This window comes from Coriobacteriia bacterium (assembly GCA_014859305.1).
In the GTDB taxonomy this organism is placed as follows: domain Bacteria; phylum Actinomycetota; class Coriobacteriia; order Anaerosomatales; family Kmv31; genus Kmv31.
Genome location: JACUUM010000039.1, coordinates 1 through 25858, shown reverse-complemented (window position 1 = coordinate 25858; position 25858 = coordinate 1). Strand labels below are relative to the sequence as shown.

General features: G+C 69.7%; 26 protein-coding genes. 14 read left to right on the top strand and 12 right to left on the bottom strand.

Annotated features, from left to right (window positions below; genetic code table 11):
* Nucleotides 1–309: 309 nt before the first annotated feature.
* Nucleotides 310–756: a VOC family protein gene (locus tag IBX62_08205; GenBank protein MBE0477062.1), complete on the bottom strand. Its 447-nt coding sequence runs from the start codon at nt 754–756 to the stop codon at nt 310–312.
* Between the two features lie 126 nt (nt 757–882).
* On the opposite strand from IBX62_08205, the gene IBX62_08200 reads away from it, so the two are divergent.
* Complete coding sequence (locus IBX62_08200) at nt 883–1566, top strand: redoxin domain-containing protein (GenBank protein MBE0477061.1); 684 nt, start codon at nt 883–885, stop codon at nt 1564–1566.
* A gap of 71 nt (nt 1567–1637) precedes the next feature.
* Here IBX62_08200 and IBX62_08195 read toward each other — a convergent pair whose 3' ends face one another.
* The 4 genes from IBX62_08195 to IBX62_08180 are packed head-to-tail and all read right to left on the bottom strand — an operon-like array spanning nt 1638 to nt 6686.
* Nucleotides 1638–2606, bottom strand: coding sequence for an NADP-dependent phosphogluconate dehydrogenase (locus IBX62_08195; protein ID MBE0477060.1), 969 nt, complete (start codon nt 2604–2606; stop codon nt 1638–1640).
* 40 nt (nt 2607–2646) lie between these two features.
* Nucleotides 2647–3429, bottom strand: coding sequence for a glucose 1-dehydrogenase (locus tag IBX62_08190; protein MBE0477059.1), 783 nt, complete (start codon nt 3427–3429; stop codon nt 2647–2649).
* Nucleotides 3430–3484: 55 nt separating this feature from the next.
* Complete coding sequence (locus IBX62_08185; GenBank protein MBE0477058.1) at nt 3485–5308, bottom strand: glycoside hydrolase family 15 protein; 1824 nt, start codon at nt 5306–5308, stop codon at nt 3485–3487.
* A gap of 10 nt (nt 5309–5318) precedes the next feature.
* The gene (locus tag IBX62_08180; protein MBE0477057.1) at nt 5319–6686 is read right to left on the bottom strand and encodes an NAD(P)/FAD-dependent oxidoreductase; all 1368 of its coding nucleotides are present in this window, start codon (nt 6684–6686) and stop codon (nt 5319–5321) included.
* Here IBX62_08180 and mqnE point away from each other — a divergent pair.
* From mqnE to mqnC, 3 genes are read left to right on the top strand one after another with little or no spacing between them, the layout of a single operon-like run.
* Nucleotides 6574–8007 carry an aminofutalosine synthase MqnE gene (gene mqnE / locus IBX62_08175; protein ID MBE0477056.1) on the top strand — a complete coding sequence of 478 codons (1434 nt, stop codon included), beginning with the start codon at nt 6574–6576 and terminating at the stop codon, nt 8005–8007. The two genes, IBX62_08180 and mqnE, sit on opposite strands and share 113 nt — an antisense overlap.
* Nucleotides 8008–8011: 4 nt before the next feature.
* Nucleotides 8012–8848 carry a menaquinone biosynthesis protein gene (locus tag IBX62_08170; protein ID MBE0477055.1) on the top strand — a complete coding sequence of 279 codons (837 nt, stop codon included), beginning with the start codon at nt 8012–8014 and terminating at the stop codon, nt 8846–8848.
* Nucleotides 8845–9984: a dehypoxanthine futalosine cyclase gene (gene mqnC / locus IBX62_08165; protein MBE0477054.1), complete on the top strand. Its 1140-nt coding sequence runs from the start codon at nt 8845–8847 to the stop codon at nt 9982–9984. Before IBX62_08170 ends, mqnC begins: the two co-directional genes overlap by 4 nt.
* Before the next feature lie 17 nt (nt 9985–10001).
* Here mqnC and IBX62_08160 read toward each other — a convergent pair whose 3' ends face one another.
* A complete protein-coding gene (locus tag IBX62_08160; GenBank protein MBE0477053.1) occupies nt 10002–10448 on the bottom strand; it encodes a hypothetical protein in 447 nt (148 codons plus the stop codon).
* Nucleotides 10449–10593: 145 nt separating this feature from the next.
* Here IBX62_08160 and IBX62_08155 point away from each other — a divergent pair, with 145 nt between their 5' ends.
* Complete coding sequence (locus tag IBX62_08155; protein MBE0477052.1) at nt 10594–11595, top strand: DUF3048 domain-containing protein; 1002 nt, start codon at nt 10594–10596, stop codon at nt 11593–11595.
* Between the two features lie 16 nt (nt 11596–11611).
* Here the strand turns inward: IBX62_08155 and IBX62_08150 are convergent, their stop codons facing one another.
* The gene (locus IBX62_08150; GenBank protein ID MBE0477051.1) at nt 11612–11830 is read right to left on the bottom strand and encodes a hypothetical protein; all 219 of its coding nucleotides are present in this window, start codon (nt 11828–11830) and stop codon (nt 11612–11614) included.
* A gap of 70 nt (nt 11831–11900) precedes the next feature.
* The gene (locus IBX62_08145; GenBank protein ID MBE0477050.1) at nt 11901–12344 is read right to left on the bottom strand and encodes a hypothetical protein; all 444 of its coding nucleotides are present in this window, start codon (nt 12342–12344) and stop codon (nt 11901–11903) included.
* A gap of 195 nt (nt 12345–12539) precedes the next feature.
* On the opposite strand from IBX62_08145, the gene IBX62_08140 reads away from it, so the two are divergent.
* Complete coding sequence (locus IBX62_08140) at nt 12540–13427, top strand: MTAP family purine nucleoside phosphorylase (protein MBE0477049.1); 888 nt, start codon at nt 12540–12542, stop codon at nt 13425–13427.
* A 2-nt stretch (nt 13428–13429) separates the two neighbouring features.
* Nucleotides 13430–14770 carry an amidohydrolase family protein gene (locus IBX62_08135; protein MBE0477048.1) on the top strand — a complete coding sequence of 447 codons (1341 nt, stop codon included), beginning with the start codon at nt 13430–13432 and terminating at the stop codon, nt 14768–14770.
* Here IBX62_08135 and IBX62_08130 read toward each other — a convergent pair.
* Together IBX62_08130 and cysK are read right to left on the bottom strand one after the other, a co-directional pair.
* A complete protein-coding gene (locus tag IBX62_08130; GenBank protein ID MBE0477047.1) occupies nt 14767–15183 on the bottom strand; it encodes an Rrf2 family transcriptional regulator in 417 nt (138 codons plus the stop codon). The genes IBX62_08135 and IBX62_08130 overlap by 4 nt on opposite strands.
* Entirely contained in the window at nt 15184–16140 is a 957-nt protein-coding gene (gene cysK, locus IBX62_08125) for a cysteine synthase A (protein ID MBE0477046.1), read from the bottom strand.
* Nucleotides 16141–16903: 763 nt separating this feature from the next.
* On the opposite strand from cysK, the gene IBX62_08120 reads away from it, so the two are divergent.
* The 6 genes from IBX62_08120 (at nt 16904) to IBX62_08095 (ending at nt 24031) form a co-directional block, all read left to right on the top strand.
* A complete protein-coding gene (locus IBX62_08120; GenBank protein MBE0477045.1) occupies nt 16904–20035 on the top strand; it encodes a molybdopterin-dependent oxidoreductase in 3132 nt (1043 codons plus the stop codon).
* A 3-nt stretch (nt 20036–20038) separates the two neighbouring features.
* Entirely contained in the window at nt 20039–20863 is an 825-nt protein-coding gene (locus tag IBX62_08115; protein MBE0477044.1) for a 4Fe-4S dicluster domain-containing protein, read from the top strand.
* Nucleotides 20864–21532 (top strand): cytochrome b/b6 domain-containing protein, encoded by a 669-nt coding sequence (locus IBX62_08110; protein MBE0477043.1) that lies wholly within the window; start codon nt 20864–20866, stop codon nt 21530–21532. It begins immediately after the preceding gene.
* 79 nt (nt 21533–21611) lie between these two features.
* Nucleotides 21612–22496, top strand: a complete 885-nt coding sequence (locus tag IBX62_08105; GenBank protein MBE0477042.1) for a formate dehydrogenase accessory protein FdhE — start codon at nt 21612–21614, stop codon at nt 22494–22496.
* 61 nt (nt 22497–22557) lie between these two features.
* The gene (locus tag IBX62_08100) at nt 22558–23031 is read left to right on the top strand and encodes an NfeD family protein (GenBank protein MBE0477041.1); all 474 of its coding nucleotides are present in this window, start codon (nt 22558–22560) and stop codon (nt 23029–23031) included.
* Between the two features lie 28 nt (nt 23032–23059).
* Nucleotides 23060–24031: an SPFH/Band 7/PHB domain protein gene (locus tag IBX62_08095; protein ID MBE0477040.1), complete on the top strand. Its 972-nt coding sequence runs from the start codon at nt 23060–23062 to the stop codon at nt 24029–24031.
* Here IBX62_08095 and IBX62_08090 read toward each other — a convergent pair.
* Nucleotides 24021–24671, bottom strand: coding sequence for a Rieske 2Fe-2S domain-containing protein (locus IBX62_08090; GenBank protein ID MBE0477039.1), 651 nt, complete (start codon nt 24669–24671; stop codon nt 24021–24023). The genes IBX62_08095 and IBX62_08090 overlap by 11 nt on opposite strands.
* 25 nt (nt 24672–24696) lie before the next feature.
* Entirely contained in the window at nt 24697–24939 is a 243-nt protein-coding gene (locus IBX62_08085) for a glutaredoxin family protein (protein ID MBE0477038.1), read from the bottom strand.
* 232 nt (nt 24940–25171) lie between these two features.
* Between IBX62_08085 and IBX62_08080 the strand changes: the two genes are divergently transcribed.
* On the top strand, nt 25172–25858 hold a 687-nt coding region (locus IBX62_08080; GenBank protein ID MBE0477037.1), incomplete at its 3' end, for an FAD-dependent oxidoreductase.

Here is a 25858-nt window from a genome sequence, read left to right as displayed (position 1 = left end):
CCGTCGCCGTCCCGAGCCGGGCACCCCGCCATCAGCACCGAGATCGCGAGCAGCGTCGCAAGCGACGCGAGAAGAAGCGTTCGCATCGTCCCTCCATTCACTGGCCGCGGACCTCCTCCGACGGCTCCGAGTAGTTACTTCCCCTCACGGTCCGTAACGCGCGCCGGACTTCGATCCCGCCTCCCGCTCGTCGGGGTGTCGAAGCAGGCTCTCCGCTTCTCTGCGCGAGGGAGAGAGAGGACTCTCGCGAACGCGAACGGATGCCCCGGCGATCGCCGGGGCATCCGTGTCGGCCTGGCGAGCGATGAGCTACATGCTCATGCCCGACATCGCGCTCTTGCCGGCCGAGCTCATCTCGGTCAGCGACAGCAGGTTCCCGGAGGGATCCTTGAACCATGCGCCCTTCGAGCCATCCTCGAGCGACGCGATGCCCTCGACCGTCTTGATGCCCTGCTCCGGAAGATCGTACTCCTCGAACCGGACACCCCTGCCGCGGAGCTCCTCGACGGTGCTTCGGACGTCGTCGACCACGAAGGTCATCGCGGTCGCGTCGCAGTGCGGCATCGACGGCCGCTGGTAGCACATGAGATACGTCCCTCGGCCCGCCGCAACCATCCCATAGCCGGGAAGACCCGGCATCATCTCGACCCTCATGCCCAGCGTGTCGCGGAAGAAGCCGGCCTCCTGCTGGATGTCGGTACACGCCAGCGTGGTGACGGCGGTCGCGGTGGAGACGCTCGTCATCGTCTGATGCATTCCTCTCACCTCCTCTCGGGTATCATCCGTTCTTCCACATGACCGAACCGGGCAAACGACACCCGCCGTCGTGCGAAGCGCGCGCTCTTGGGGAATCTGCTCAGGAATCGACGGGAGGAGACGCCGATGCGCGAGGACATCCGGCCGGGCGGGCGATTCCCGGACTACGAACTGCGAGACCACACGAACAGGATGTGCAAGCTGTCCGACCTGCAGGGCGACGATCCGATGATACTGACGCTGCTGCGCGGCTCGTATTGACCCAAGGATCACCAGCAGTTGCTGGAACTCGCCCGGTTCTACCCCCAGATCCGCGTCGCCTACACGCAGATCGTCACGATCACGACCGACTCCCTCCTCGAGCTCAACGAGTTCCGTCAATCGGTGGGGGCGCAGTGGCCATTCCTCTCCGACATCGGAAGGACGATCCAGCGAGACCTGGGGATAGAGGAGTACACGGACGCGCGCGACGATCCGATCATCCCCCACACGCTCGTGCTCGGTCCCGGGCTGACGATCCACAAGGTGTACAACGGCTACTGGTACTGGGGACGACCGAGCGTCTACGAACTCGCGCTGGACCTGCGAGAGGTCTCGAGCCGGGTCCGGCCCGACTGGAGGATCGACACGCCCGAGATGCGCGCGAAGTGGGACGCGGGCGAGCGCGATGCGTTCTGGCCTTACGGCAAGAGCATGATCGAGCTGTTCACGAGACAGGACACCGTGCCGGTGCCCGACGTGGCGCATGGCCGGGATCTCACCGAGGAGGAGATCCATCGCAGGCGGAGAGGCGAGCGGGGAAGGACCTGACCCGGCAGCGGGCGGGCGTGCGCCCCCAGGTCACGGCCGCGACGTCCGCCGAGTCCCCCACCGGAGGGCCTTCAGTGGCCCCCGACCTCGACGTACGACCCGACCTTCCCGTGCTCGCGCTCGCCGGCTACGTGCTCGTCGGGTCCGAGAGGGTGCCCCCCGAAGCCGTGTCGCATCATCGCGATCGCCCGAGCCCAGTGTTCCTCGCGATCACGTGCGACGAACAGCTGCATCACCGACTCGGCGATCACAGGCACGGGAACCTCCATGTGCAACGCGTCGCCGATGAGCCAGTTCACCTCGCCGGTGTCTTCCACGTAAGACGGGACGTCCTCGTCCCCGCCCATGTCGCGGTACTGCTTCCTCAGCACTTCGATGAGAAACGATCGGATCACCGATCCGTTCTCCCAGCAGCTCAGGATGCCGGCGATGTCGAGTCCTTCCGGGAACTTGCTGAGCAGCGCCACGCCCTCGCCGATCGACTCGAGCATGCCGTAGAGGATCCCGTTGTGCACGAGCTTCACGAAGTGCCCCGACCCGGGCCTTCCCGCGAACACATATCCTCCTGGCTCTGCGAGGTCGAGCAGCATCGGTGCGACCTTCTCGACCGCGTCTCGATCGCCGCCGACCATGAAGCAGGCGCCTTCTCGCGCCCCCTCGACACCGCCGCTCGTGCCGAGGTCGATGAACCGGAGGCCGAGGCTTGCCAAGCGCTCGTGGCGGCGGATCGAGTCGCCCCAGTACGAGTTGCCGCCGTCGAGAACGATGTCGCCGGGTTCGAGGATGCCCTCCAGTGTCTCCAGGACCTCATCGACGGCCGGTCCCGCGGGGATGTAGAGGAAGACCACTCGTGGGGAGCTGAGTGCGCCTCGCAGGCCTTCGAGCTTCGGGAGGGCGGTCAATCCGGCCCCCCGAAGGTCCTCGGAGACTCCCCTCCTGTCGTAGCCGGCCACCCGGTAACCGTTCGAGAGTGCCTGCAGGGACAGGTTCGAGCCCATCCTGCCCAATCCCACGATCGCGAACTCCCGGACCTCAGCCACGGCTGTCACCTCCGTCAGTGCCGACGCCCCTCCTCATGGTTCACGCCCCCTGGGCTTCGTTGACGCTGAGTCCGCCGTCGATCGTCCACTCTGCGCCCGTGACGTAGTCCGCGTCATCGGATGCGAGGAAGACGGCCACCTTGGCGACCTCTTCCGGCTGCTCGATACGTCTCCACGGGACCGTCTTCGCATCCGCCTCGTAGACCTCGGGGTCCTCGAGGTCGGGCTTGTTGAAAGGCGTCGCGACCCACCCCGGCGCGATGGCGTTGACGTTGATGTGGTAAGGGGCCCCCTCAAGAGCGAGCGTGCGCATCAACATCAGCTCGCCGCCCTTACTGCAGTCGTAGTCCGCTGCGCCAGAGCGAGGGAACTTGTCGTGGACGGACGTGATGTTGATGCACTTGCCGCCGCCGCCGCTCGCCTTCTCGCGCTCCCTCATGAAGCGTCGCGCGCAGAAGAAGTAACCGTAGAGGTTCGTCTTGATCGCGTTGTCCCAGGTCCCCGTGTCGAGATCCGCGACCTTCTTGCCGGAAGCGTCCACGCCGGCGTTGTTCACCAGTATGTCGACATGCCCGAACTCCCGGAGCGCCCGGTCGAACATCTCCTCGACCTGTCGCTCGTCGCGCACGTCGGCGTTAACGACGATTGCGCGGCGTCCAGCTGATTCGACCCGTCGTCTGGTCTCCTCGGCGCCTTCGTCGTCGATCAGGTAGTCCACCACCACGTCAGCGCCCTCGTGTGCGAAGGCCACCGCCGTCGCCTGCCCGATCCCCGAGTCCGAGCCGGTGATCACGGCGACCTTTCCCTGCAGCTTGATACCCATGTCGATCATCCTCCCCTGGTGTCAGATCCGGTCCGCCGAGCCGCGTCCATGGTAGCTACCCGCGACCGGTCTCCGGCACACCCGGACGTTCGCCGCCGCCCGCCGCCGACGGCCCCTGCCGCGCGAGCGTGAGTCGCCAGGCCGCGTTGATCAGACCGACATGCGAGAACGCCTGGGGGAAGTTGCCCAGCAGCTCACCCGTTCCGATCCCCGCTTCCTCGGATAGAAGCCCGAGGTCGTTGGCAAGAGCGGTGGTCCGCTCGAACAGCCGCGCGCCGCGCTCGACCTCGCCCGCGAGCACCAGGCATTCCGAGAGCCAGTAGCTGCAGATGAGGAAGCCGTTCGGTTCGCCGTCCCAGCGTCTGACCAGACCGTCGACCCTGAGGCGCTCCTCGATCGCCCGGATCGTCGCGCGCATCCGCTCGTCGGTCGCATCGATGAAGCCGACGAGAGGCAGCAGGAGGACCGATGCGTCCAGGCGGTCGGAGCCGAGAGCTCCCGCGAAAGCACCGAGGTCGTCGTTCCAGGCCTCGGCCAGCACCCGCTCCTTCACCTCGGCCCGGGCCCGCACCCAGCGGCCGATCCGCGACTCGGCCTCCAGGCGCTCTGCGAGCTTGACGGCCCGGTCGAGGGCCACCCAGCACATCACCTTCGATGATGTGTAGTGACGCTCCTCGTCGCGCGCCTCCCACATGCCGGCATCCGGCTCGCGCCACTCCCGCTCCGCCCGATCGGCATAGCCGACGAGCAGCTCCCTCGTCTCGGCATCCATCGGCCCGAGCTGGTCGCGCAGCAGGTACGCGGCGTCCAGCACCTCGCCGAGGACATCCAGCTGTCGCTGCATCCAGGCGTCGTTGCCGACGCGTACGGGTGAGCTGTCCGCGAACCCTTCCAGGTGAGGCAGGCTGTGCTCGGTCAGGTCACGTCTTCCGGTCACTCCGAAGACGATCTGCACGGTCTGCTCGGAAAGGGGACCTCCGGCACGGCAGAGCCAGTCGAAGAACCTCGTCGGCTCATGCGGGCAAGCGGCCACCCATTGGGCGAACATCGTCAGGCTGGCATCGCGCAACCACGCGAACCTGTAGTCCCAGTTCCACGTCCGGCCAAGAACCTCGGGCAGAGACGTGGTCCCGGCCGCCGCGAGAGCCCCCGTCGGCTGGAACGTAAGGCCCTGCAGCACGAGGGCGCTCAGCCTCACGTTCTCCAGGTAGAGGCCCTTGTAACCTCTGTGCAGCGCCGCCCACGACCTCCAACCCTCCAGCGTGTCCTCGATGGAGCCTTCAGCGGCCGGACACGGCTGATCGCTGGAGAGCGCTTCTCGGTAGCCGAGACGGAAGGTGAGCGACTGCCCCGCCCGCAGTCGGAAGCGCGAGCGCGCCGCGGACCCCTCCAGCGAGACCGGGGCATCGGTCTCGAGCGTCAGCACGATCTCGCCCCCGCGAGCGATGTAGCGCCCGTCCTGGTGAGCGAATCGAGACGCCGTGAGCCCGTATTCGAAGCGGGGCGCAAGCTCCATCTCCATCTCGACGTCTCCGCGCAGGCCGTCCACGCGACGCATGAGCACATGCGGGACACGAAGCCCGACGTCGTGACCTCGAGCGCCGCGCTCGAACAGGAGCGTGTCGGTGAGGGCGACCGACCCGTCAGGGGTCGTGAACTCGGTTCGGAGGACGAGGGAGTCGGCGAGATACGCACGCTGAGCGCGGAACGTGCCCAGCGGGCGGATGCGCCAGTGCCCGGCCGACGTGCCCAGCAACCGTCCGAAGACCGACGGCGAATCCAGACGAGGCAGGCAGTACCAGTCGACCGACCCGCTCGTGTCCACCAGCGCGATACTCTGGCAGTCCGAGAGGAACCCGTAGTCCGAGATGCCCATCACCGGCCGCCTCTCACGAGCGTCGTCGAGGTGAAGGCGGCCGCCTCAACTCCTCGGCCGCCGAGATGTACGCCTCCGAGTACGTGGGGAACTGGATGATGGTCTCGAACAGCGACTCGGCCGAGATGCCCTCACGAACGGCCAGCGCGGCGAGGTGTATCCACTCTCCCGACAGCGGCGCCACCGCCGTCGCGCCGACGATCGCCCGCGTGTTCGCATCGGCGACGAGCGTGAGGAAGCCGCGCGCGTCACGCTCCTGGATGTACGGGCGCCCTAGGCTGCTCATCTCGACCGTCGACGCGACGACGTCCATCTCCTTGCGTGCGGCCTCCTCGGCGGACACCCCTACGAAGGCGATCTCGGGGTCGCTGAAGACGACTCGGGGCACGGCCCGGTAGTCCAGCGTCCGCTCCTCACCCACGATCCCGTCGGCGACGAGACGCCCCTGGTACTTGGCCACGTGCGTCAGCATCGCAACGCCCGTCACGTCGCCCACGGCCCACACGCCCTCGCCCGCGCGCCCGTGCTCGTCGATCGGGATGCCCCGCTCCGCGTTCTCGATGCCGAGCGTCTCGAGCCCGTAGCCGCTCACCCGCGCGCGCTTGCCTGTCGCGACGAGCAACTCCGCCGCTTCCACCGTCGAACCGTCGTCCAACTCGAGGCGCTTGCCGCCAGCGGTGCGCGACACGCGCCGCACCTGGGCTCCGAACCGCAAACCGACACCGTCGGCTTCCAGCGCATCCGCGAGCATGTCCCCGACGCGGATGTCTTCATTCGCGAACAACCGGGACTGACGCGTGATGAGCGCGACGGCGGAGCCGTAGCGGGCAAGCATCTGCCCGAGTTCGATGCTCGCCGGGCCGCCGCCGACGACCGCGACGCTCTCCGGGACGCGCTTCATGCTCGTGACCTCGTGCGTCCCCCAGTGGCCGCTCTCGGCCAACCCTTCGATCGGCGGCACGAACGGGTCGCCGCCGGTCGCAACAACGATGTTCCTCGTCCTCAGTTCGGTCTCGCCGGCGATCACGACACCCGGCCCCTCTATACGGGCTTCGGTCTTGAAGACGGCAACGCCCATCTCCTGGTACTCGCGTACCTGCCTGGAGTCATCCCAGTCCCGGGTCATGTAGTCGCGGTAGGCCGACACGGCTTCCCAATCGATAGCGACGTCGCCGGTGCCGTATCCGCGCCTCGCCTCGGCGCGGACGCCGACAGGATGCAGCAGAGTCTTGCTGGGGATGCACGCCCAGTACGTGCACTCTCCCCCGATGAGAGAGCGCTCGATCAGAGCCACGCGCTTGCCCCGCCCGGCGAGCCGCCAGGCCACCGATTCCCCGCCCGCACCCGCTCCGATCACCACTGCATCGAAGTGCTCGTCCACTTGGCGCCTCCTCAGCCGGGATCCCTCTCCTCGGAAGTGTTCCCTGTTGCGGAACGGCGCTCGTGCGGGCGGTGGTAGAATCCTTGCGGCCGATGCCGCGTCGGGACGCGCCGCACCGGCGGCGCGAACCCTTCTCACCGAGGAGAGTCGAGACGTGTCTCCCTTCGCAGTCAACGACCTCGCGCTGCAGCCGATCGCGGAGAAGATCCTCGCCGGCGAGCGCCTGTCCGCCGAGGACGGCCTCGCGCTGTACCGCAGCCCCGACCTCCTGGGCATCGGGCAGCTCGCGAACCACGTGCGGCGGCGCCTCAACGGCGACCGCGTGCACTTCATGGTCAACCGCCACATCAACCCCACCAACATCTGCGAGAACCGCTGCAAGTTCTGCGCGTTCTCCCGCAGTAAGGGGCAGGACGGCGCGTACGAGATGACGCTGGAGGAGGTCGTGCGCGCGGCCGAGGAGTCCGTCCCTCAGGGCGCCTACGAGGTGCACGTCGTAGGCGGGCTGCACCCGGACTGGCCCTTCGAGTTCTACGTCGAGATGATCCGCCGCCTGCGCGAGGCGCTGCCGCGGCACGTCATCATCCAGGCCTTCACCGCGGTGGAGATCGAGTACTACGCGAAGATCAGCGGGCTCACCACGCTCGAGGTCCTGAAGCGACTGAAGGACGCGGGCCTCGATGCGATGCCCGGCGGCGGCGCGGAGATCTTCTCCGAGCGGGCGCGGCTGGCCGCCTGGGAGAAGAAGACCTCCGCCGAGGACTGGCTCCGCATCCACGGCGAGGCGCACGGGCTGGGCATCGCGACGAACTGCACGATGCTCTACGGCCACATCGAGACGCTCGAGGAGCGCGTCGACCACCTGATCCGCCTGCGCGAGCGGCAGGACGTCTCCGGCGGCTTCCTCGCGTTCATCCCACTGGCGTTCCACCCGCTGAACACCGAGCTCGCCAACCTGCCCGGCACCACCGGCTACGACGACCTCAAGACGCTCGCGATCGCGCGCCTGATGCTCGACAACATCCCGCACGTCAAAGCGTTCTGGATCATGGTCGGCCTCAAGATGGCGCAGATATCGACGGCCTTCGGGGTCGACGACATCGACGGCACCGTGGTGGAGGAGCGGATCACCCACATGGCCGGCGCCACCACGCCCGAGGCGCTCTCGCGCGAGGAGCTGCTCTCGCTGATCGTGGAGACCGGCCACACGCCCGTGGAGCGCGACACGCTCTACAACGTCATCCGCGTCTACGGGCTGGACCCCGCGACGGGCGCGTGCCGCGTGGTGAGCGGCGAGCCCGTGGGCGCGGAGGCGGGGTAGGCGGATGGCGACCCGTCCCCGCCTCGGTCACATCCAGTACCTGAACTGCCTGCCGCTGTACTACGGTTTGGTGAAGCAGGACGTGCTGCTCGACGTCGATCTCGTGAAGGCCGCGCCGCGCGACCTCGGCTCGCGGCTGCTCGCGGGTGAGCTGGACGTGGCGCCGATACCGGCGATCGAGTACGCGCGCCATGCCGAGGAGCTCGCGCTGCTGCCCGACATCGCGATCAGCTCCGACGGTGAGGTCCAGTCGATCCTGCTGCTCTCCAAGCTGCCCGCCACCGACCTCGGCGGCCGCACCGTGGCGCTCACCGACACCTCGCGCACCTCACAGGTGCTCGCCCGGGTGCTGCTCGGGCGCCGCTGGGGCGTGGAGGCGCAGTACTGGGAGATGCCGCCCGACCTCCCCACCATGCTGCGCGAGGCCGACGCCGCTCTGCTCATCGGCGACGACGCTCTGCGCGCGTACTGGGAGCCGCCCGAAGGGCTGATCGCGTACGACCTCGGCACCGAGTGGACGGCGTGGACCGGACTGCCGATGGTCTACGCCGTGTGGGCGGTGCGCGCCGCCTACGCCGAGGAGTGCCCCGAGGGCGTGCGGGCGATCGCCGAGGGGCTGCGGCGCTCGCTGGCCTACTGCCGCGCGAACCTCGACGAGATCTCCGAGCACGCCGCGCGGTGGGAGCCGTTCCCCCCCGAGCGGTTCCGCAGCTACTTCGACGCCCTCGTGTTCCGCTTCGAGCCGCGCTTCCGGCGGGGGCTGCGGCGCTTCCTCGATGAGGCCCACGCGGTCGGCCAGCTCGACCGGGTGCCCGAGCTGCGCGTGCTGGAGGACGCGTGAACGCCCCGTCGTACCCTGCCAGCGCCGCCGCCGCGCTCGCCCGCTCGGCGGCCTCCGGCGAGCTCCGCCTCACCGGGGACCAGGCGCTCGCGCTCCTGCGCGACGGCGACCTGCTGGCCCTCGGCGCCGCCGCCTCGCTGATGCGCGAGCGGCTGCACCCCGAGCGCGAGGTCACGTTCATCGTCGACCGCAACGTCAACTACACCAACGTCTGCGTCAGCGGCTGCCGCTTCTGCGCCTTCTATCGCGACCCGGAACACCCCGAGGCCTACGTGCTGCCGCCCGAGGAGCTCTACGTCAAGGTGGAGGAGACACTGGCGCTCGAGGGGACCGCGATCCTGCTGCAGGGCGGGCTGCACCCCGACCTGCCGCTCGAGTGGTACGAGGAGATGCTGCGTTCGCTCAAGGCACGCTACCCCATCTACGTGCACGGCTTCGGCCCGCCCGAGGTCGTCCACCTCGCCAAGCTCTCCGGCGAGCCCACCCGCGAGGTCCTGCGCCGCCTGCGCGACGCCGGTCTGGACTCGCTGCCCGGCGGGGGCGCCGAGATCCTGGTGGACCGCGTCCGCTCGCACGTCTCGCCACGCAAGGCCACCTCGCGCGAGTGGCTCGACGTCATGCGCGAGGCGCACGCGCTGGGCATGTCGACCACGGCCACGATGATGTTCGGCGGCGTGGAGACGCTCGAGGACCGGGTCGCGCATATGGCGCGCGTCCGCGAGGTGCAAGACGAGGCGCTCGCGGCGGGTGCCGTGGGCTTCCGCGCGTTCATCCCCTGGTCGTTCCAGCCGGGCAACACGCCTCTGGCCGAGGACGCCACGCTCGGCGGCGACGAGCCGCTGGCGGCGGCGAGCGGGTGGGACTACCTGCGCACGCTCGCGGTCGCGCGACTGTTCCTGGACTCAGTCACGAACCTGCAGGCGTCCTGGGTGACGCAGGGCGCCAAGATCGGCCAGCTCGCGATCGCTTTCGGCGCCAACGACATGGGCTCGACGATGATCGAGGAGAACGTGGTGGCGGCGGCCGGGACGCGCTTCATGCTCGCCCGCGAGGAGCTGGTGCGCCTCATCCGAGACGCCGGATTCACTCCGGTGCAGCGAGACACGCTCTACCGCGAGGTGCGCCGGTTCGAGTAGGCGGTACGCGATCTCCCCTATGGGCCGAACTTCTCGATCCGCCAGCCCTCGGGCGTCTCCTGGAGCGTGACGCGGAAGACGTACAGGCCGCTCTGGCTGAGCATCGCTTGGTCCGGGTAGGAGACGTCGCACTCCACGACCAGCACCACCCTGCCGGAGTCGGCATCGGTGCCGCTCTCGTCGCGCGTCACGGACAGCACCTCGACCGACTCCGCACCCGAAAGGGCGCGAGTGGCTTCCAGAGCCGCCGTCGTCACCACGCTCCCGAGATCCTCCCGGTCGCCCCCCTGCGCCGCGGTGATGTAGCGATCCACGACGCCCCTGGCGGCCTCGACGTCGACCTCGCTGACCGCCATCGCCTTGGCCTTCGGGGCGGGATCGGGAGGCGCTACCGGCACGCACCCGCCAAGGAGCGCCGCTCCAACGATCGCGAGCAACGTCGCCGCAGGCAGTGCCGGGTGCATGGATGTCTCCCTCGGTCAGCGCGATGGTGCCCTATTCCCACCTCCTCGGGAGTACGAACGAGGGATTTCCTGGCAGCGCCCGCCGCCTCCCGCTCGCGCCCCCGGCGGTGGGGGAACATACCGGGTTCGAGAAGGGAGGACGCCGATGGACCGCTTCCGGCTAGCGCTTCTTGCGATCACCCTGTCCGCCGCCGCGGCGACGCTCGGCGCGTCGTCGGTGGGTTGCACCCGATGCCGGCCTGCGCCGCCTCCCGAGGAACCCGCCGCGCTGTGGCCGCTCACAGGCGAGGAGGCGCCGAGCGAGGACGCGATCCGGGAGCGCATCGTGTCCGTCAAGATCGAGAACGCGGCGGCGGCCAGGCCGCAGACGGGCCTGTCCGAGGCCGACGTCGTGTACGAGACACTCACCGAGGGCGGCATCACCCGGTTCAACGCGATCTTCCACTCGCGCTCGCCCGAGCGCGTGGGACCCGTCCGCAGCGCTCGTCTCTCGGACCTCTACATCGTGCCGCAGTACGGCGCCATCTTCGCCTACTCGGGCGCCAACCGGACGGTGCTCGACCGGATCGCGGCATCGGGCATCGAGGACGCCGGAACGCCCACGACCGCCGAGCCCTACCAGCGCAGCGCCGAGCGCTCCGCGCCGCACAACCTCTACACGGGCATCGGTGGCCTGCGGGCGGCCGCCGAGGCGAAGGGCTTCCCGACGGAGGCCGATCCGCCGGAGCTGCGCTTCGGCGAGGCACCGGAGACCGAGGCGGCCAGCGGGACCGTCGTCACCGTGCCGTTCCGGGCGCAGAACCGTGTCACCTGGCGCTGGGACGAAGCGGCGGAGCGCTACCTGCGCGAGATCAACGGCGAGCCGCACGTGGACACGGAGGAGGACACGCCGTACTCGGCGGCCAACGTCGTCGTGGTGTTCGCGGCGACGATGGAGGGGGACCGGCCCGGCACCACGGAGATCCGGCTCACCGGCTCCGGTGAGGCGCTCGTGCTGCGCGGGGGGCGGCGCTTCGAGGGCGGATGGTCGGCCGAGGAAGGTTCGCCGCCGCGCTTCAGCACCACGGCCGGGGAGGAACTGCGGCTTGCGACCGGGCCTACTTGGATCGAGGTGGTGCCGAACGGCTTCCCGATCGAGACGGAGTGAAGAGCCGCGCGAGCCGCTAGCCCTCGCCCTGCAGCCGCTCGAGCTCGGCCAGCGCCTTGCGCAAGGATTCGCGAGCCGTCTCGTCGGTCTCCTCGGCGATCGCGTCCAGGATGTAGGGTTGCGCGTCGGCCGAGCCCGTCGAAGCCAGCAGCCGCGCGAGTTGGACGCGCAGCTCGCTCTCGGTGCATATCTCGATCTGTGCCCCGAGCGCGTGCACGTACTCGTGGCCGGACATCGGACACCGCCTCTCCCGCCCCCCGTGCGAGTATAGCCTCGCGCGACGGAGGGTTCGAGAGGCTCCACGCCTAGCCGCCGCTCCGGTACCTGCCGGCGCCCACGGCCGTCCTGTTCCGCTGCCGCATCCAGTCGACGAGCTGCCGGTCCAAGCCGAACTCATGCTCGGTGAGCCAGTCGCGCAGGAAGGACTGGAGCGGCCCCACGCCCAGCATCTCGCCCGCGCGGAACTCGAGAACGCGGAGCCGCGTGTACGCCTTGAACTCCCTGTGCCGCTCCACCATCTCCCTGGTGGGGACGGGAGGGTAATCGACCTGCTCCATCAGGTCCTCTTCCGCGTCGAAGTGCGTCAGCGCGAATTCCGTCACCCGGTCGAGCACGTGGAGCACGGCGCCGTGATCCTCCGATCTGAACTCGGCGTCGTCCAGCTCGTCGACCAGGCCGATCAGCTCGCGGTGCTGCTGGTCGATCATCGGATGGCCGGTCTCCATCGATTCGTCCCAGGTGCTCACCATCCGCGCGCACCTCCTTCCCGAAGGGCCCGGTGGCCGACGGGAGCGCGATCGCCGCCGCGGCAGGCCCAGCGCCGACCACGGGGTGGCGGGTCCGCCTCGGACGGGGTTCTTCCCGCATGACGGCGCGCGATACCGCGCCGGAGCGGGTAGCCTCCCCTCCTCCCTTCGTCTACGCTTCTCGTCGAGGAGGTCACGATGCCCGACCCCACGATCCCCCGCTCTGACGTAGGTATCTGCGGCGGCAGCGGCACGCTGTCGCTGGGGACCGCGGGCGGGCTGCCCGACGAGCGCGTCGAGATCCTTGCCGACGGCCTCGTCTTCGAGACGCCGTTCGGCCGCTCGCCCGCCTTCACGCACTTCCGGGTGGCGGGCGGGTCCGGCCCGCGCGACGCGCTCGCCGTCCGCATGCACGGGTGGCGCCGGGGCGTGAAGCGCGCCGACGCCAGCCTGCAGACGTTCTGGGTGTTCGCCGAGGCGGGCGTGAGGAAGGTGCTGGCCGACGGCGGCGTCGGCTCGCTCAACCACCTGCTCGACCCGCGCGACGTGGTGCTGCCGACGGACTTCATCGACCTGACGGCGCGCCAGGACATCTACGTGCGCGGGGACCACCTGCTCATCATGCGGCGGCCCATCTGCCCCGACCTTCACGGCGCCCTCTCACGCGCTGCCGCGCGTCGTCTCCTCGGCGAGGCGGGCGAGTCTCGAGACGGCGCGGGCGAGCCCGGACGCCGCATCTTCCCTCGCGGGACGTACCTCGTCACCGGCGGCCCGCGCTTCGAGTCCCCCGCCGAGGTCGACTACATGCGCCGCCTCGGCGGCGACGTCATCGGCCAGTCGCTGTCCCCCGAGGTCTTCCTCGCGCGTGACATAGGCGCGTGCTACGCCGGCATCTACATGGTGGTGAACTACGCGGAGGGCGTCGTGAGGGACTGGGAGCACTCGGAGCTCGAGGCGATCTTCCACGAACGGGCGGCCTCGGTCGCCGGCTGCGTGATCGACGCGGTGGCCTCCGCGGACCTCGGCTTCGGCTGCGGCTGTCCCGAACTGCGCAAGCCCAGCCTGCTCGGCTTGCCCGAGGAGTAGGCGTGCTGCTGACCGCGGACTGGGCGCTGCCCGTCTCCGGTCCCCCGGTGCCCGGCGGCGCCGTGGCGGTCCGCGGAGCGCACATCGCCGCGGTCGGTCCGGCCGAGGAGTTGCGCCTCGCCTTCCCGAACACGAAGGAGCACGCCTTCTCGGGCTGCGTCCTGACCCCGGGGCTCGTCAACGCGCACACGCATCTGTCGCTGACGGCTCTCGGGGGGCTGCTGCCCTCGGCCCCGTTCCCCGAGTGGGTGCGCCTGCTGGCCGAGGTGCTCAGGGGCCTGGGACCCGACGACCTGGCCGCCTCGGCGTCGCTCGGGGCGCTCCGCTGCCTGCGCTGCGGCGTGACGGCCGTCGGCGACGTGGCCTACGGGCCCGAGGCGCTGGCCGCTGCCGCCGACCTCGGGCTGGGCGGGGCGTTCTTCTGGGAGGTCTTCGGCACGACGAAGCGCGGGCTGGAGGAACGCCTGGCCGCCGCGGAGTACCCCGCCGGCGATGCCGGTTGCGGCCCTCGCGCCACGTGCGGCCTGACGCCGCACTCGATCTACACCTCGGGGCCGGGGCTGCTGCGAGCGGCCTGGCGAGCCGCCCGAGAGTCCGACCGGCCCATGATGCTCCACGTGGCGGAGTCGGCCGCCGAGATGCGTCTGGCCGCGTCCGGCGACGGTCCGCTGCGGCCGGTGGCTCGCAGGCTCGCTCACCGCTTCCGCGTCCCACGCGCAAGCCCCGTCTCGTACCTGACCCGGCTGGGCGTGCTGGAAGGCACCGTCGCGGTCCACTGCGTGCACCTCGCGCACGGCGACGCCGAGCGGCTCGCCGCGAACGCCGGCGGCGTCGTGCTGTGCCCGACGTCCAACGAGTTCCTCGAGAACGGTCCTCCCCCGGTGGCGTGCCTGCGCGCCGCCGGCTGCCGCCTCGCCGTGGGCACCGATTCCGCGGCGAGCGCCCCGGAAGCCTGGGTGATCGGCGAGGCACGGCTGCTGGCCTCGCTCGACGCGGGCTTGTCGCCCGAGGCGCTGCTGCGGATGCTCACGGCCGACGGAGCCGAGACGCTCGGCGTCGGCGACCGGTTCGGGACGCTGGAGGAGGGCAAGCAAGCCGACGTCGTCGCCTTCCGCCTCGGCCCGAGCCCGGACCCCGTCCGGACGCTGTTGCAGTCCGCCTCGCCCGAGGACGTCGAGGCGGTGATGACGGGGGGCGTCTGGCGGATACTCGAGCGAAGGCCCGCGTTCGGCGAGCTTCAGCTCGAGCAGGCCGCCGAGGGTGTGCGCTCAAAGGCCGCCGAGCTGCTGCGGCGCGCGGAGTCGCGCCCCGGCCGGGACGGCGATCCGCCGGTGCGACACTAGATGTAGTACATCGGGGCGGCCTCTGCGTCGAGCTCGGCCTGCCGCCGGGCCAGATCCGCGATGGTGACGCCGGCGAGGAAGGCCTCCAGCGCGTGGGCCGCCTCCTGCCACATCTCGGCCACCGAGGAACCGCTGGTATGAGGCACGTCGAGCACCTCGCCCTGGACGGCCCTGACGACCTCCGCCACGGTGATCTCCTCGGCTCGCCGCGTGAGCGCGCAGCCGCCGCCGGCGCCGCGCTGGCAGCTGACGATCCCGCGCTTGCCCAGCAGCGTGAGCTGCTGCTCGAGGAAGCGCTTGGGCAGCCGCAGCTCCGCGGCGAGCTCTCCCGCCACGACCGGCGTCCCCTCCGGCAGGCGAGCCATCGCCGAAAGGGCCCTGAGCACGTAATCGAGGCGTTGCGAGACGCGCACCTACCCCACCGCCTCCCAAAGCACCGTCGTGAGGTACCTCTCCCCGGTGGAGGGCGCCACGGTCGCGACCACCTTGCCCTCCATCTCCGGTCTCGCCGCGACCCTCAGCGCCGCGGCCACGTTCGCTCCCGAGGAGATGCCGACCAGCAACCCTTCCTCGGCCGCGAGACGGCGCGCGACGGTGACCGCCTCCTCGCCGGTGACCTGCTGTACCTCGTCCACGACGGACAGGTCGAGCGTCCCGGGGATGAAGTTCGCGCCGATGCCCTGGATCACGTGCGGCGCCGGCGTGAGCTGCTCCCCGGCGAGGAACTGGCGTATGAGCGGCGACTCCGCCGGCTCCACGGCCACCGCCAGAACGTCCCCGTACGCCTCCTTGAGGTAGCGGCCGGCGCCGCTTATCGTTCCGCCCGTGCCGACCCCCACCACCAGAGCACCGAGCTCGGCCTCGCCGAGGGAGACGCGGAGCTCGGGGCCGGTCGTCTCGTAGTGGACGCGCGGGTTGGCGGGGTTGTCGAACTGGCCGGGGATGAACGCGCTGTCGCGGGAGCCCGCCACCTCGACGGCGGCATCCACCGATCCCTGCATGCCGCGCTCCTTGGGCGTCAGCACCAGCTCGGCGCCGAAGGCGGCGAGCAGCTTGCGCCGCTCCATCGACATGCTCTCCGGCATGGTCAGGACGACCCGGTACCCCTGGGCGGCGCCGATCATCGCCAGCGCGATGCCCGTGTTGCCCGACGTGGGCTCGACGAGCACCGAGTGCCCCGGCTCGATGAGGCCGCGCTCCTCGGCGTCGGCGATCATCGAAAGGCCGATGCGGTCCTTGACCGATCCGCCAGGGTTATGCGACTCGAGCTTGACCAGCACCCGAGCGGGCAGTCCATCGGCGACCCGCCTCAGGTAGACGGCGGGGGTGCCGCCTACCGTTCCCGTGACCGAATCGAACGCGTCCGCCATCGGAACCTCCTCGGCGCGCGCGAACGCGCGCTGCTTCGTGCGCCGTCGTGCCTCGCAGGCAAGATGATACCCCGTCCGTGGGAGCAGATAAAGCATCAAACGCATGTCTAATATGTTCTTGGGAATCGTTCGGGAAGGAACGCATCGGGACCCGTCGAAGAACGCGAAGGTGACCATAGAGGGACGAACCGGCCTCAACCACTCGCCCCATCACCCTCGCGGCGTCTCCGTCCTGCCGATACGGACGCGCCCGCGACACCGGGCCGTCCGCGGCTCGGTGCGTCGCGTACAAGCCGGTCCGACCTCCGCGCCTCGCCCCGCGACGGCTGAGTGGTGACCGCGCCCGCCCGGGCGCACGTGCTGGCGTGACGGGCCGGGCCGGGTGGCGTGCCGGATCGCCGGCCGGCACGTCATCCGCCCGCCCTCACCGACGAGACGGCCGTCCCCCCCTGAGCCGCCCGTCTCGTGCATCCCGATGCGGTGAAACCGCGACGATCCGGCATATCTCCGCCGGGATTCAAGGGTTCCATCGACGGGTGGCGAATCATACATCGGGTGCAAGGCGGACGTCGGCCTCGATCTTCGCGTTCCCCGCCTATCGAGGCGCGCTCCCCGAGACGCTCGGTCTCGTTCGCGCGCCTGCCGAACAACCTGAGACGGGACTTGAAGAAGGCCGGTGCGATCGGCTTCCACCCGCGTGCGCGGGCAGCTCCCGCGCGCCCTGATGCAGGGGACTGCACGCCGGGACACAAGGAGGTGGGACGTGCAACTCACGAGAAGGGGCTTCCTCAGACTGGGTGGCGCCGTCATGGCGTCGGGAGCCCTCGAGGAGATCCTCGGACCACGGATCGCCGTGGCCGAGGAGAGTCCGCAGGTGCTCCGCGTCAAGGAGGCGGTGGAGTCGCCGACGGTGTGTTGTTTCTGCTCCGTCGGGTGCGGCGGGATCTGCTCGGTCGTCGATGGGAAGCTGGTCGCGCTGGAGGGCGACCCCGACCACCCCATCAACCAGGGGACGCTGTGCGCCAAGGGCGCGGCGCAGTTCAACCTGCACGCGGTCTACGACCCCGACTCCGGTGAGGTCCGCGTCAACCCGGCCCGGCAGCAGAAGGTGCTCTATCGGGCACCGAACGGATCGGAGTGGGAGGAGAAGGACTGGGAGTGGGCGGTCTCCGAGATCGCCAAGCGCGTCAAGGCGACCCGTGACGCCTCGTTCGTGACCAAGGACGACGCCGGCGTCACGGTCAACCGCACCGAGGCCATCGGCTCGCTCGGAGCGGCGGCGCTGGACAACGAGGAGTGCTACCTGCTGCACAAGCTCAACCGCGCCCTCGGCCTGGTCTACATCGAACACCAGGCCCGCATATGACACAGCTCGACCGTTGCCGGTCTTGGCAACTCGTTCGGGCGAGGCGCGATGACGAACCACTGGATCGACTTCCGCAACGCGGACGCCGTCCTCGCCATAGGCGGTAACAACGCCGAGAACCATCCGATCTCGATGAAGTGGGTGAACGAGGCGCGGGCCAAAGGCGGCAAGTACATCGTCGTGGACCCGAGGTTCACCCGCAGCGCCGCCGTCGCCGACATCTACGCTCCGATCCGCTCGGGCACGGACATCGTCTTCTTCGGCGGGCTGATCAACCACATCCTGACCAACGACCTCATGCACGAGGAGTACGTGGCGAACTACACGAACGCCTCGTGGCTCGTCTCCGGCGACTACCGCTTCGATGAGGGCATGTTCTCGGGATACGACGAGGCCAAGCGCGCGTACGACGCCGCCACCTGGGAGTACGAGTTCGAGGGCGAGACCGAGTGGGACACCTCGGAGACCGGGCCCTACGCGTGGACCCAGAGTCCCGGGACCCCCTCGTTCACGCTGCCGAAGGCGAAGGTGCCGAAGAAGGACGCGACGCTGAAGCACCCGCGTTCGGTCTTCCAGCTCATGAAGGAGCACTACGCCCGCTACACACCCGAGATGGTCGAGCGTGTCTGCGGGATGCCGGCGGACAAGTTCCTCGAGGTGGCCGACGTCTACTGCGCGACCGGACAGCCGGGCAAGGCGGGCACGGCGCTGTACGCCATGGGTCTCACGCAGCACACCAAGGGCTCGCAGAACATCCGCGCGCTCTCACTGGTGCAGCTGCTGCTCGGCAACATGGGCATCGCCGGCGGCGGCATCAACGCCCTGCGCGGCGAGGCCAACGTGCAGGGCTCCACGGACTTCGGCGCGTTGTGCCACATACTGCCCGGGTACTACACCACGCCCCTGGCCTCCAAGCATCCGAGTCTGGCCGCGTACCTGGAGAAGGAGACGGCCTATGCCGGCTACTGGTCGAACAAGCCGAAGTTCCTCGTCAGCCAGCTGAAGGAGATGTGGGGCGAGCACGCGAAGGCCAAGAACGACTACCTCTACGACTACCTGCCGAAGGTGGCGGACAACAACCACACCTTCGTGGGCCTGTTCGACGCCATCGACAAGGATGTGATCAAGGGGCTGCTGCTGTGGGGCATGAACCCGGCAGTGGGCGGCCCCAACAGCGTGTGGGCGAGGCAGTCGCTCGCCAAGCTCGACTGGATGGTGGCCGTGGACCTCTGGGAGACGGACACGGCCCAGTTCTGGAAGGCGCCGGGCACCAAGCCCGAGGAGATCGGCACCGAGGTCTTCCTGCTGCCCGCCGCGTGCCACTACGAGAAGCAGGGGTCGATCTCGAACTCCGGCCGCTGGATCCAGTGGCGCTACAAGGCCGTCGACGCGCCGGGTGAGGCCAGAGACGACGGCGAGATCATGGACGAGCTGTTCAAGGCGATCCGCGCGGAGTACGAGACGGCGGGCGGGACCTTCCCGGACCCGATCACGAAGCTGCACTGGGACTACGAGACCGACGGGCACTTCGACATAGAGAAGGTCGCCCTTGCGATCAACGGCTACACCGTCGCCGACGGAGCGCCTGTCGTGAACTTCACGAAGCTCACCGCCGACGGCTCGACGGCGTGCGGCAACTGGATCTACTCCGGCTACTACAACGTCGCCGGAGCTCCGCCGGAGCAGCAGCCCACCGGTTCCCGTGACAACGACGACGCCACCGTCGACGGCCTCGAGGGCGGCGTGGGCTCCTACTCCAAGTGGACGTTCGCCTGGCCGGTCAACCGGCGCATCATCTACAACCGCGCGTCCTGCGATGCGGAAGGCCGGCCTTACAACCCGGACAAGGCCCTCGTGAAGTGGGACGGGACGCGGTGGCTGCGCAACGACGTCCCCGACTTCGCCTTCCAGACAGCGGCACCGGAGCCCGTGCCCATCCCTCCGGAGAAGTGCCCCGCCTTCATGATGAACCCCGAGCTCGTCGCGCGTTTCTTCGCCAAGGGCATGAAGGACGGCCCGTTCCCCGAGCACTACGAGCCCTACGAGAGCCCGGTCGAGAACGCGCTCTCCGCCACGCGCAACAACCCGGCGGTGAAGGTCTGGGACTCGGCCAAGCTCGGGACGGCCGAGAAGTACCCCGTCGTCATGACCACGTTCCGCGTCGTGGAGCACTGGCAGACCGGCGCGATGTCGCGCAACATGCCCTGGCTCGTCGAAGCGATGCCGAGGATGTTCGTGGAGATCTCCAAGGAGCTGGCCGAGGAGAAGGGCATCGCCAACGGCGACATGGTCACGTTGCGGAACGAGCGCGGTTCGATCACCTGCAACGCCATGGTCACGCCCCGGCTCAAGCCCTTCGAGATCGACGGACGTACCGTGCACCAGATCGCCGCACCCTGGCATTGGGGCTACGGCTCCGAGAACTGCAAGGGCGCGATCGCGAACGACCTCACCCCGAACGTCGGCTGCCCGAACACGACGATCCCCGAGTACAAGGCCTTCCTCGTCGACATCAGGAAGGGGGCATAGACGATGGCTGACGTCAAGGACATGGCCATCCTGTACGACACCTCCAAGTGCACGGCGTGCAAGGGGTGTCAGGTGGCCTGCAAGCAGTGGAACCAGCTGCCCTCTCCGCTGAAGGACTCGGCGTACGAGTTCTCGGGGAGTTACGAGAACCCGAGCGAGCTCGGCCCCGCGACGTGGCTGCGCATGACCTTCAACGAGGTCGAGCCGGACGACGGGGGCGTGCAGTGGAACTTCGGCCGGCAAGGTTGCCTGCACTGCACCGACGCGACGTGCGAGACCGTCTGCCCCGTCGGGGCCATCCGCCGCGCCTCCACCGGAGCGCTGGCGCTCGACCGGGAGAAGTGCATCGGGTGCCGCTACTGCGTGAACTCTTGCCCCGCGGGCGTGCCCCACTGGGACGCGGTGGCCAACAAGACGTCCAAGTGTCGCATGTGCGAGGACAGGGTCGTCAACGGGCTGCAACCGGCCTGCGTCTCGACCTGTCCCACGGGCGCGCTCAGTTTCGGCCGGCGCGACGAGATGGTCTCCGCCGCTCGGGAGCGCCTCACCGGGCTTCACGGGGGCGGACACACGAAGGCCGAGGTCTTCGGCATCGACGAGCTGGGCGGGACCCACGTGCTGACGGTGGCCCACCGGGGCGCCGAGGCGCACGGACTGACGCCGGGCATGCAGGCGCCCTCGGCGGTCTCGCTGTGGCAGCTGCTCAAGCCGCTGGCCGCGATCGGCACGGCCGCCGTCGCCGGCGTCTTCGGCCTGTCGTTCCTGACCGGCATCGGCTATCGCCGCGACGAGCTGACGCTGGAGGACCGAGAGAAGGAGGTGGGGTAGATGCGGTACATCCAGAGGCATAGCGCGCTCAAGCGCTGGATCCACGGGATCCACACGGTCTCGTGCATGACGCTGCTCGTCACGGGCACGCTCATGTTCGTGCCCTCGATCGCCGGTTCCATCAGCCACGGCACCCTTCAGGGAGCGCGGCTGCTGCACAGGATCATGGGCGTCGTCTTCATCGCCGCTCCGCTCGCCGGACTCGCGGTCGCGCCTTCGGGCCTGGTCCACATGATGAAGAACCTCTTCGCGCGGTGGGACCGGGACGACCGGAGGTTCATGGCCATGTTCCCCAAGTACCTGTTCGCGTCCAAGACCACCCACATGCCCAAGCAGCACGAGGTCAAGTCCGGGCAGCGCCTGTCCGACGGCCTGCTCATCGCGGCCTCGGTCCTGATCGCCCTCACCGGCGTCGTGCTGTGGGGCGCATCGTTCTTCGGCCCGACGCTGGTGCTTTGGGGGCTGGTCCTGCATGACGTGGCCTTCGTGCTCGTGGCGATGATCATGGTCGCGCACGTATACCTGGGAGCCGGGGTCTTCCAGCCCTACCGCGGCTCGTGGCGGCTGATGTTCGGCAACGGCCGCGTCTCGGAGTCCGATGCCCTGTACCACTGGGGCCACTGGGCGGAGGAGGAGCTCCGCGACGGGAGCAACGTCGTCGAGGCCTGACAGCGTAGCGGACCGACGGGCGGGCGGCGCGGATCGCCGCCCGCCCGTCCGCACGCACCGTACCTGCGAGGAGGACCCGATGGACCGGCTCGTCATCGATAACCTGGAGCGGTACCGCCGCACGTCACCCGGCCTCGTGCCGATACTCGCTCTGGCCGAGTGCGTGTGGCGCGTGCAGGAGGGGTTCGAACCCCCTCCCCCCGACGCTCCTGACCCGAGCATCGCGCGCGAGGCGCTGGCGGGCGGGCAGCCCCTGCTGTCGGCCGCGCCAGCGGAAGCGGACGCCCCGCGCTTCGCCGCGGCGGCGGCCGCGCTCGCGGGAAGCCTCTCCGAGTGCGCCGAGGTGCTCTCCGAGACGCGCGGAGGGTTCTCGCTGGCCGCCGAGGCGGCGTCCGGCGTCACCACGGAGGCCCTCGAGGCGGCGCTCGCACCGGCCCCGGGGTTCTCTCGAGACGCCCTGGTGTCCCTGGGCGCCAAGGAGGACGGTCCGCTCACGTTCTCGCTCCTCGGGTTCGTGCTGTCCTCGGCGCTCACGCCGTTCCTCTCGGCGTACGCCCGGGCAGCCGTCGAGGCGCTGGGCGCCGATCCCTGGAAGGCATGGTCCTCGGGATGCTGTCCCGTCTGCGGCAGCCCCGCGGAGGTCGGGTGCGTGACCGACGAGGGAGAGCTCGCCGGCGGGCGCAGGAAGCTCTTCTGCGCGGCGTGCCGGAGCGAGTGGCCCTTCGAGCGCCTCCGCTGCGCGCGCTGTGGGACGCGCGAGCACACGCGGTTGCGGTACCTCTACGATGAGGCCGACGCCGCGCACCGCGTCCACGCCTGCGACGCGTGCCGCTCCTACCTGAAGGTCGTCTACGAGCGCGACCTGGGACGTAAGGCCTCGCCGCTGGTGGAGTCGGTCGTCGGCGGTCAGCTCGACGAGCTCGCCGCCTCCCGCGGCCTCACGCCTTTCGTTCTCGCCTCCTGAGCGCTACGCTAGGCCCGGCGCGGCCACGTGCGGCCGCCTCCCCGGCGAGCAAGGAGGCAGGATGCAGGTCCAACCCTGGTTCTGGGTCTGGGTGGCACTCTCCGCGATCCTGTTCGTGGCCGAGATCTTCACTGCGGGCTTCTTCATGCTCCCCTTCGCGGTGGGCGCTGCCGTCGCCGCGCTGCTGGAGTTCCTGGGTGTCAGCGTCGGGTGGCAGTGGGTGGCCTTCATCGGGGTATCCTCGGTGCTCCTGATCAGCCTGCGCCGCTTCGCACTCGCCGTGACGCGGGAGTCGCCGGAGCGGACGGGTGTCGACCGGCTGATCGGCCAGACGGGCGTGGTGATCGAGGATCTCGACCCCGGGTGTCTCCGGGGGCGGGTGCGGGTGGCCTCCGAGGAGTGGCGGGCCGACGCGCCGGACTGCGAGGCCATGCCGGCAGGCACGCGCGTCGTGGTCGAGCGCATAGAGGGGACGCGGCTGATCGTCACCCCCGCCGAGGGGGGATCCGCACGGGAACCGAAAGCGGGCGACTGACGCCGGCGACTGAAGGGGAGGCCTGACGATGGACATCGTCACGATCGTGTTCCTCGGGCTCATCGCGCTGTTCGTACTGTTCGTGTGGGCAATCGCGGGCATCAAGGTGATCCGCCCCTACCAGAAGGGGCTGGTGGAGCGGCTCGGCAAGTACCAGCGCACCGTCGGGCCCGGGCTGCACGTCATCGTGCCGATCATCGACAAGATCGCCAAGGTCGACATGCGCGAGAACGTGGTCGACGTCCCGCCGCAAGAGGTCATCACCAAGGACAACGTGGTGGTCACGGTGGACGCGGTGGTCTACTACGAGGCGACCGACCCCGTGAAGCTGATGTACAACGTCGCCAACTTCTACCTGGCTGCCACCAAGCTCGCGCAGACGAACCTGCGCAACGTCATCGGCGAGATGCAGCTCGACGAGTCGCTGACCAGCCGCGAGAAGATAAACGCGGCGCTGCGCCAGATCCTCGATGACGCCACCGACAAGTGGGGCGTGCGCGTGGTGCGCGTGGAGCTGCAGCGCATCGAGCCGCCGATGGACGTGACCGAGGCGATGCACCGCCAGATGAAGGCCGAGCGCACGCGGCGCGCGGTGATCCTGGAGGCCGACGGCGACAAGCAGGCCGCCATCACGCGCGCCGAAGGGGCCAAGCAGTCCGCGATCCTGCAGGCCGAGGGCCAGGCGCAGGCGATCAAGGAGGTCGCGGACGCCGAGAAGTACCAGCGCGCCGCCGTGGCCGAGGGTGAGGCGCTGGCCATCAAGAGCGTCTTCGGCGCCATCCACGAGGGGGACCCGACGCAGGACCTCATCGCGATCCGCTACCTCGAGGCGCTCAAGGCCATCGCCGAGGGCGAGGCGAACAAGGTCTTCCTGCCCTACGACGCGTCGAGCTTCATGGGCTCGATCGCCGGCATCGCGGAGCTGTTCGCCGAGCGCGGCGAGCGTCGGACCCACGGTGCCGGCCCCGCCGCTCCCGGCGCGGGCCCCGCTACACCGTGACGAACACCTCGCCGTCGCGCACCTCGACGGGGTAGGTCCTCACGTCCGCGCCCGGATGGTCTGTGTTGCCGTCGCGCACGTCGTACCGCCAGCCGTGCCACGGGCACATCACGTGATGGCCGTCGAGGTAGCCCTCGCCGAGCGGCCCGTACATGTGCAGGCACAGGTTCGACAGCGCGTAGAACTCGTCCCCGACGCGGAACAGCGCGATCTCGCGCTTACCGACCTTGACCGTCTTGCCCTGCCCGTCGGCCAGGTCGGAGGCGGCTGCGACACGCACCGTCTTCGGTCCGGGCGGTATCTCCACCGCGCCGTGCAGCTCCTCTCCGCGCTCGACATCTCCGCGGACGAACAGGCCGCACCAGCACTTCCGGACCGCACCGAAGGCGTCGAGGTAGAACGGGATGCACGGGCAGACGTACTTGGCGTGCTCCCGGCGGTCGTCGGGGCGGATCCGGCACGGACACCACACGTCCCCCTCGCTCTCGAGCAGCTCCAGCTCGCTTTCCAGCACGGCGTCCACGAACTCCGTGTCGCTGTTGAACTTGTAGCCCAGCCGCGCCACGAACGGCCCCATGTACGCCTTCAGGTCCTCGATCCTGGTGCCGGGCTCGAACAGCCTTCGGGGTGGGTCGGCCATCGCCGCGCCTCCTTGCGCCGGTGCCTCAGATGCCCAGCGTCTTCTTGATGCGCGCCTTGTCGAAGCCGACGATCACCTCTTCGCCGGCCACCACCACGGGGAACGACGTGCCTCCCGAGACCCGGCGCACCTCCTCGACGGCGTCCTCGCGCTCGGCGCCCTCGAGCTTGTCGACCTCGACCTCCTCGTACTCGACCCCCTCGTCGTCCAGGAACTTGCGCGTCATGCGGCAGTACGGGCACGTGGACAGCGCGTAGAGCTTGACCATCGCGTGCTCCCTTCCGCGGGGGCCCCTTCACGCCCCGGATCCTCCGAGGAGTATCTTCCCTTAGCCCGGCCGCGGCGTCCGCCCGTGGCGGCGTGACGGCGGCTCTGCGGCGACCGTCCCCGGCGGCGGCCCGTCGGCGCCACCGTGGCCGCCCGCCGCGGTGGGACGAGCGGGGCGGCTCGTCCCTCGGGTATGAACGCCGGGGATACGGCCGCGAGGACGAGGGGGTGCCGTGGCCGAGGATCGCAGCGCGTCGCCGTGCGAGAGCGGATCCGCGCCGCGCCGGGTAGTCATCGCGGGTGGAGGCTACGCGGGCACGACGTGCGCCGTGGAGCTCGGGCGAAGGATGAGGCCGGGCGACGGCGTCGAGGTGCTGCTCGTGGAGCCCGACCCGTGCCAGCAGGCGCTCTCCGAGCTGGACCTGGTCGCGGTGGGACCGTCCCCGCAGCCGCAGTTCTGCGAGCTGTGGCATCCGACGATCTTCCGCGACCTGCCCGTGACGGTGTGCTACAACCGCGTGGCGGCCGTGGAGCCCGACCGGCACCTCGTGCGAGTCGGCGAGGGCCAGGAGGTGCCGTACTGGCGGCTGGTGATCGCCACCGGCGCCATCGCGTCGGTGCCGCCGATCCCCGGGCTGCGCGATCGCACCATCACGATGTGGTCGGTGGACGACGCGCGCGAGCTGCAACAGGCCGTCGAGAGGCAGTTCAAGGCCGCCGCGAGGCAGCCCGATCCCGAGGAGCGGGCCCGCTCTCTCAGCTTCACCGTGGTCGGCGGAGGGGCGACCGGGGTGGAGATCGTGGGGACGCTCGGTCAGATGCTGCCCAAGCGCGCCCGCGAGGCGGGTCTGGACCCGCGCGACCTGCGGATGCACCTCGTGGAGGGACGGCCGGAGATCCTGTACGACCTGCCCGAGGAG

Bases quoted from the DNA above. Each gene is read 5' to 3' on its own strand.
- IBX62_08110 (MBE0477043.1), top strand. From the start codon at position 20,864: ATGCGGTACATCCAGAGGCATAGCGCGCTCAAGCGCTGGATCCACGGG.
- IBX62_08190 (MBE0477059.1), bottom strand. From the start codon at position 3,429: ATGGGTATCAAGCTGCAGGGAAAGGTCGCCGTGATCACCGGCTCGGAC.
- IBX62_08140 (MBE0477049.1), top strand. From the start codon at position 12,540: ATGCCCGACCCCACGATCCCCCGCTCTGACGTAGGTATCTGCGGCGGC.
- IBX62_08105 (MBE0477042.1), top strand. From the start codon at position 21,612: ATGGACCGGCTCGTCATCGATAACCTGGAGCGGTACCGCCGCACGTCA.
- IBX62_08145 (MBE0477050.1), bottom strand. From the start codon at position 12,344: ATGGTGAGCACCTGGGACGAATCGATGGAGACCGGCCATCCGATGATC.
- IBX62_08090 (MBE0477039.1), bottom strand. From the start codon at position 24,671: ATGGCCGACCCACCCCGAAGGCTGTTCGAGCCCGGCACCAGGATCGAG.
- IBX62_08150 (MBE0477051.1), bottom strand. From the start codon at position 11,830: ATGTCCGGCCACGAGTACGTGCACGCGCTCGGGGCACAGATCGAGATA.
- IBX62_08100 (MBE0477041.1), top strand. From the start codon at position 22,558: ATGCAGGTCCAACCCTGGTTCTGGGTCTGGGTGGCACTCTCCGCGATC.
- IBX62_08170 (MBE0477055.1), top strand. From the start codon at position 8,012: ATGGCGACCCGTCCCCGCCTCGGTCACATCCAGTACCTGAACTGCCTG.
- IBX62_08160 (MBE0477053.1), bottom strand. From the start codon at position 10,448: ATGCACCCGGCACTGCCTGCGGCGACGTTGCTCGCGATCGTTGGAGCG.
- IBX62_08205 (MBE0477062.1), bottom strand. From the start codon at position 756: ATGCATCAGACGATGACGAGCGTCTCCACCGCGACCGCCGTCACCACG.
- cysK (MBE0477046.1), bottom strand. From the start codon at position 16,140: ATGGCGGACGCGTTCGATTCGGTCACGGGAACGGTAGGCGGCACCCCC.
- mqnE (MBE0477056.1), top strand. From the start codon at position 6,574: ATGAGAGAGCGCTCGATCAGAGCCACGCGCTTGCCCCGCCCGGCGAGC.
- IBX62_08095 (MBE0477040.1), top strand. From the start codon at position 23,060: ATGGACATCGTCACGATCGTGTTCCTCGGGCTCATCGCGCTGTTCGTA.
- IBX62_08115 (MBE0477044.1), top strand. From the start codon at position 20,039: ATGGCTGACGTCAAGGACATGGCCATCCTGTACGACACCTCCAAGTGC.
- IBX62_08085 (MBE0477038.1), bottom strand. From the start codon at position 24,939: ATGGTCAAGCTCTACGCGCTGTCCACGTGCCCGTACTGCCGCATGACG.
- IBX62_08155 (MBE0477052.1), top strand. From the start codon at position 10,594: ATGGACCGCTTCCGGCTAGCGCTTCTTGCGATCACCCTGTCCGCCGCC.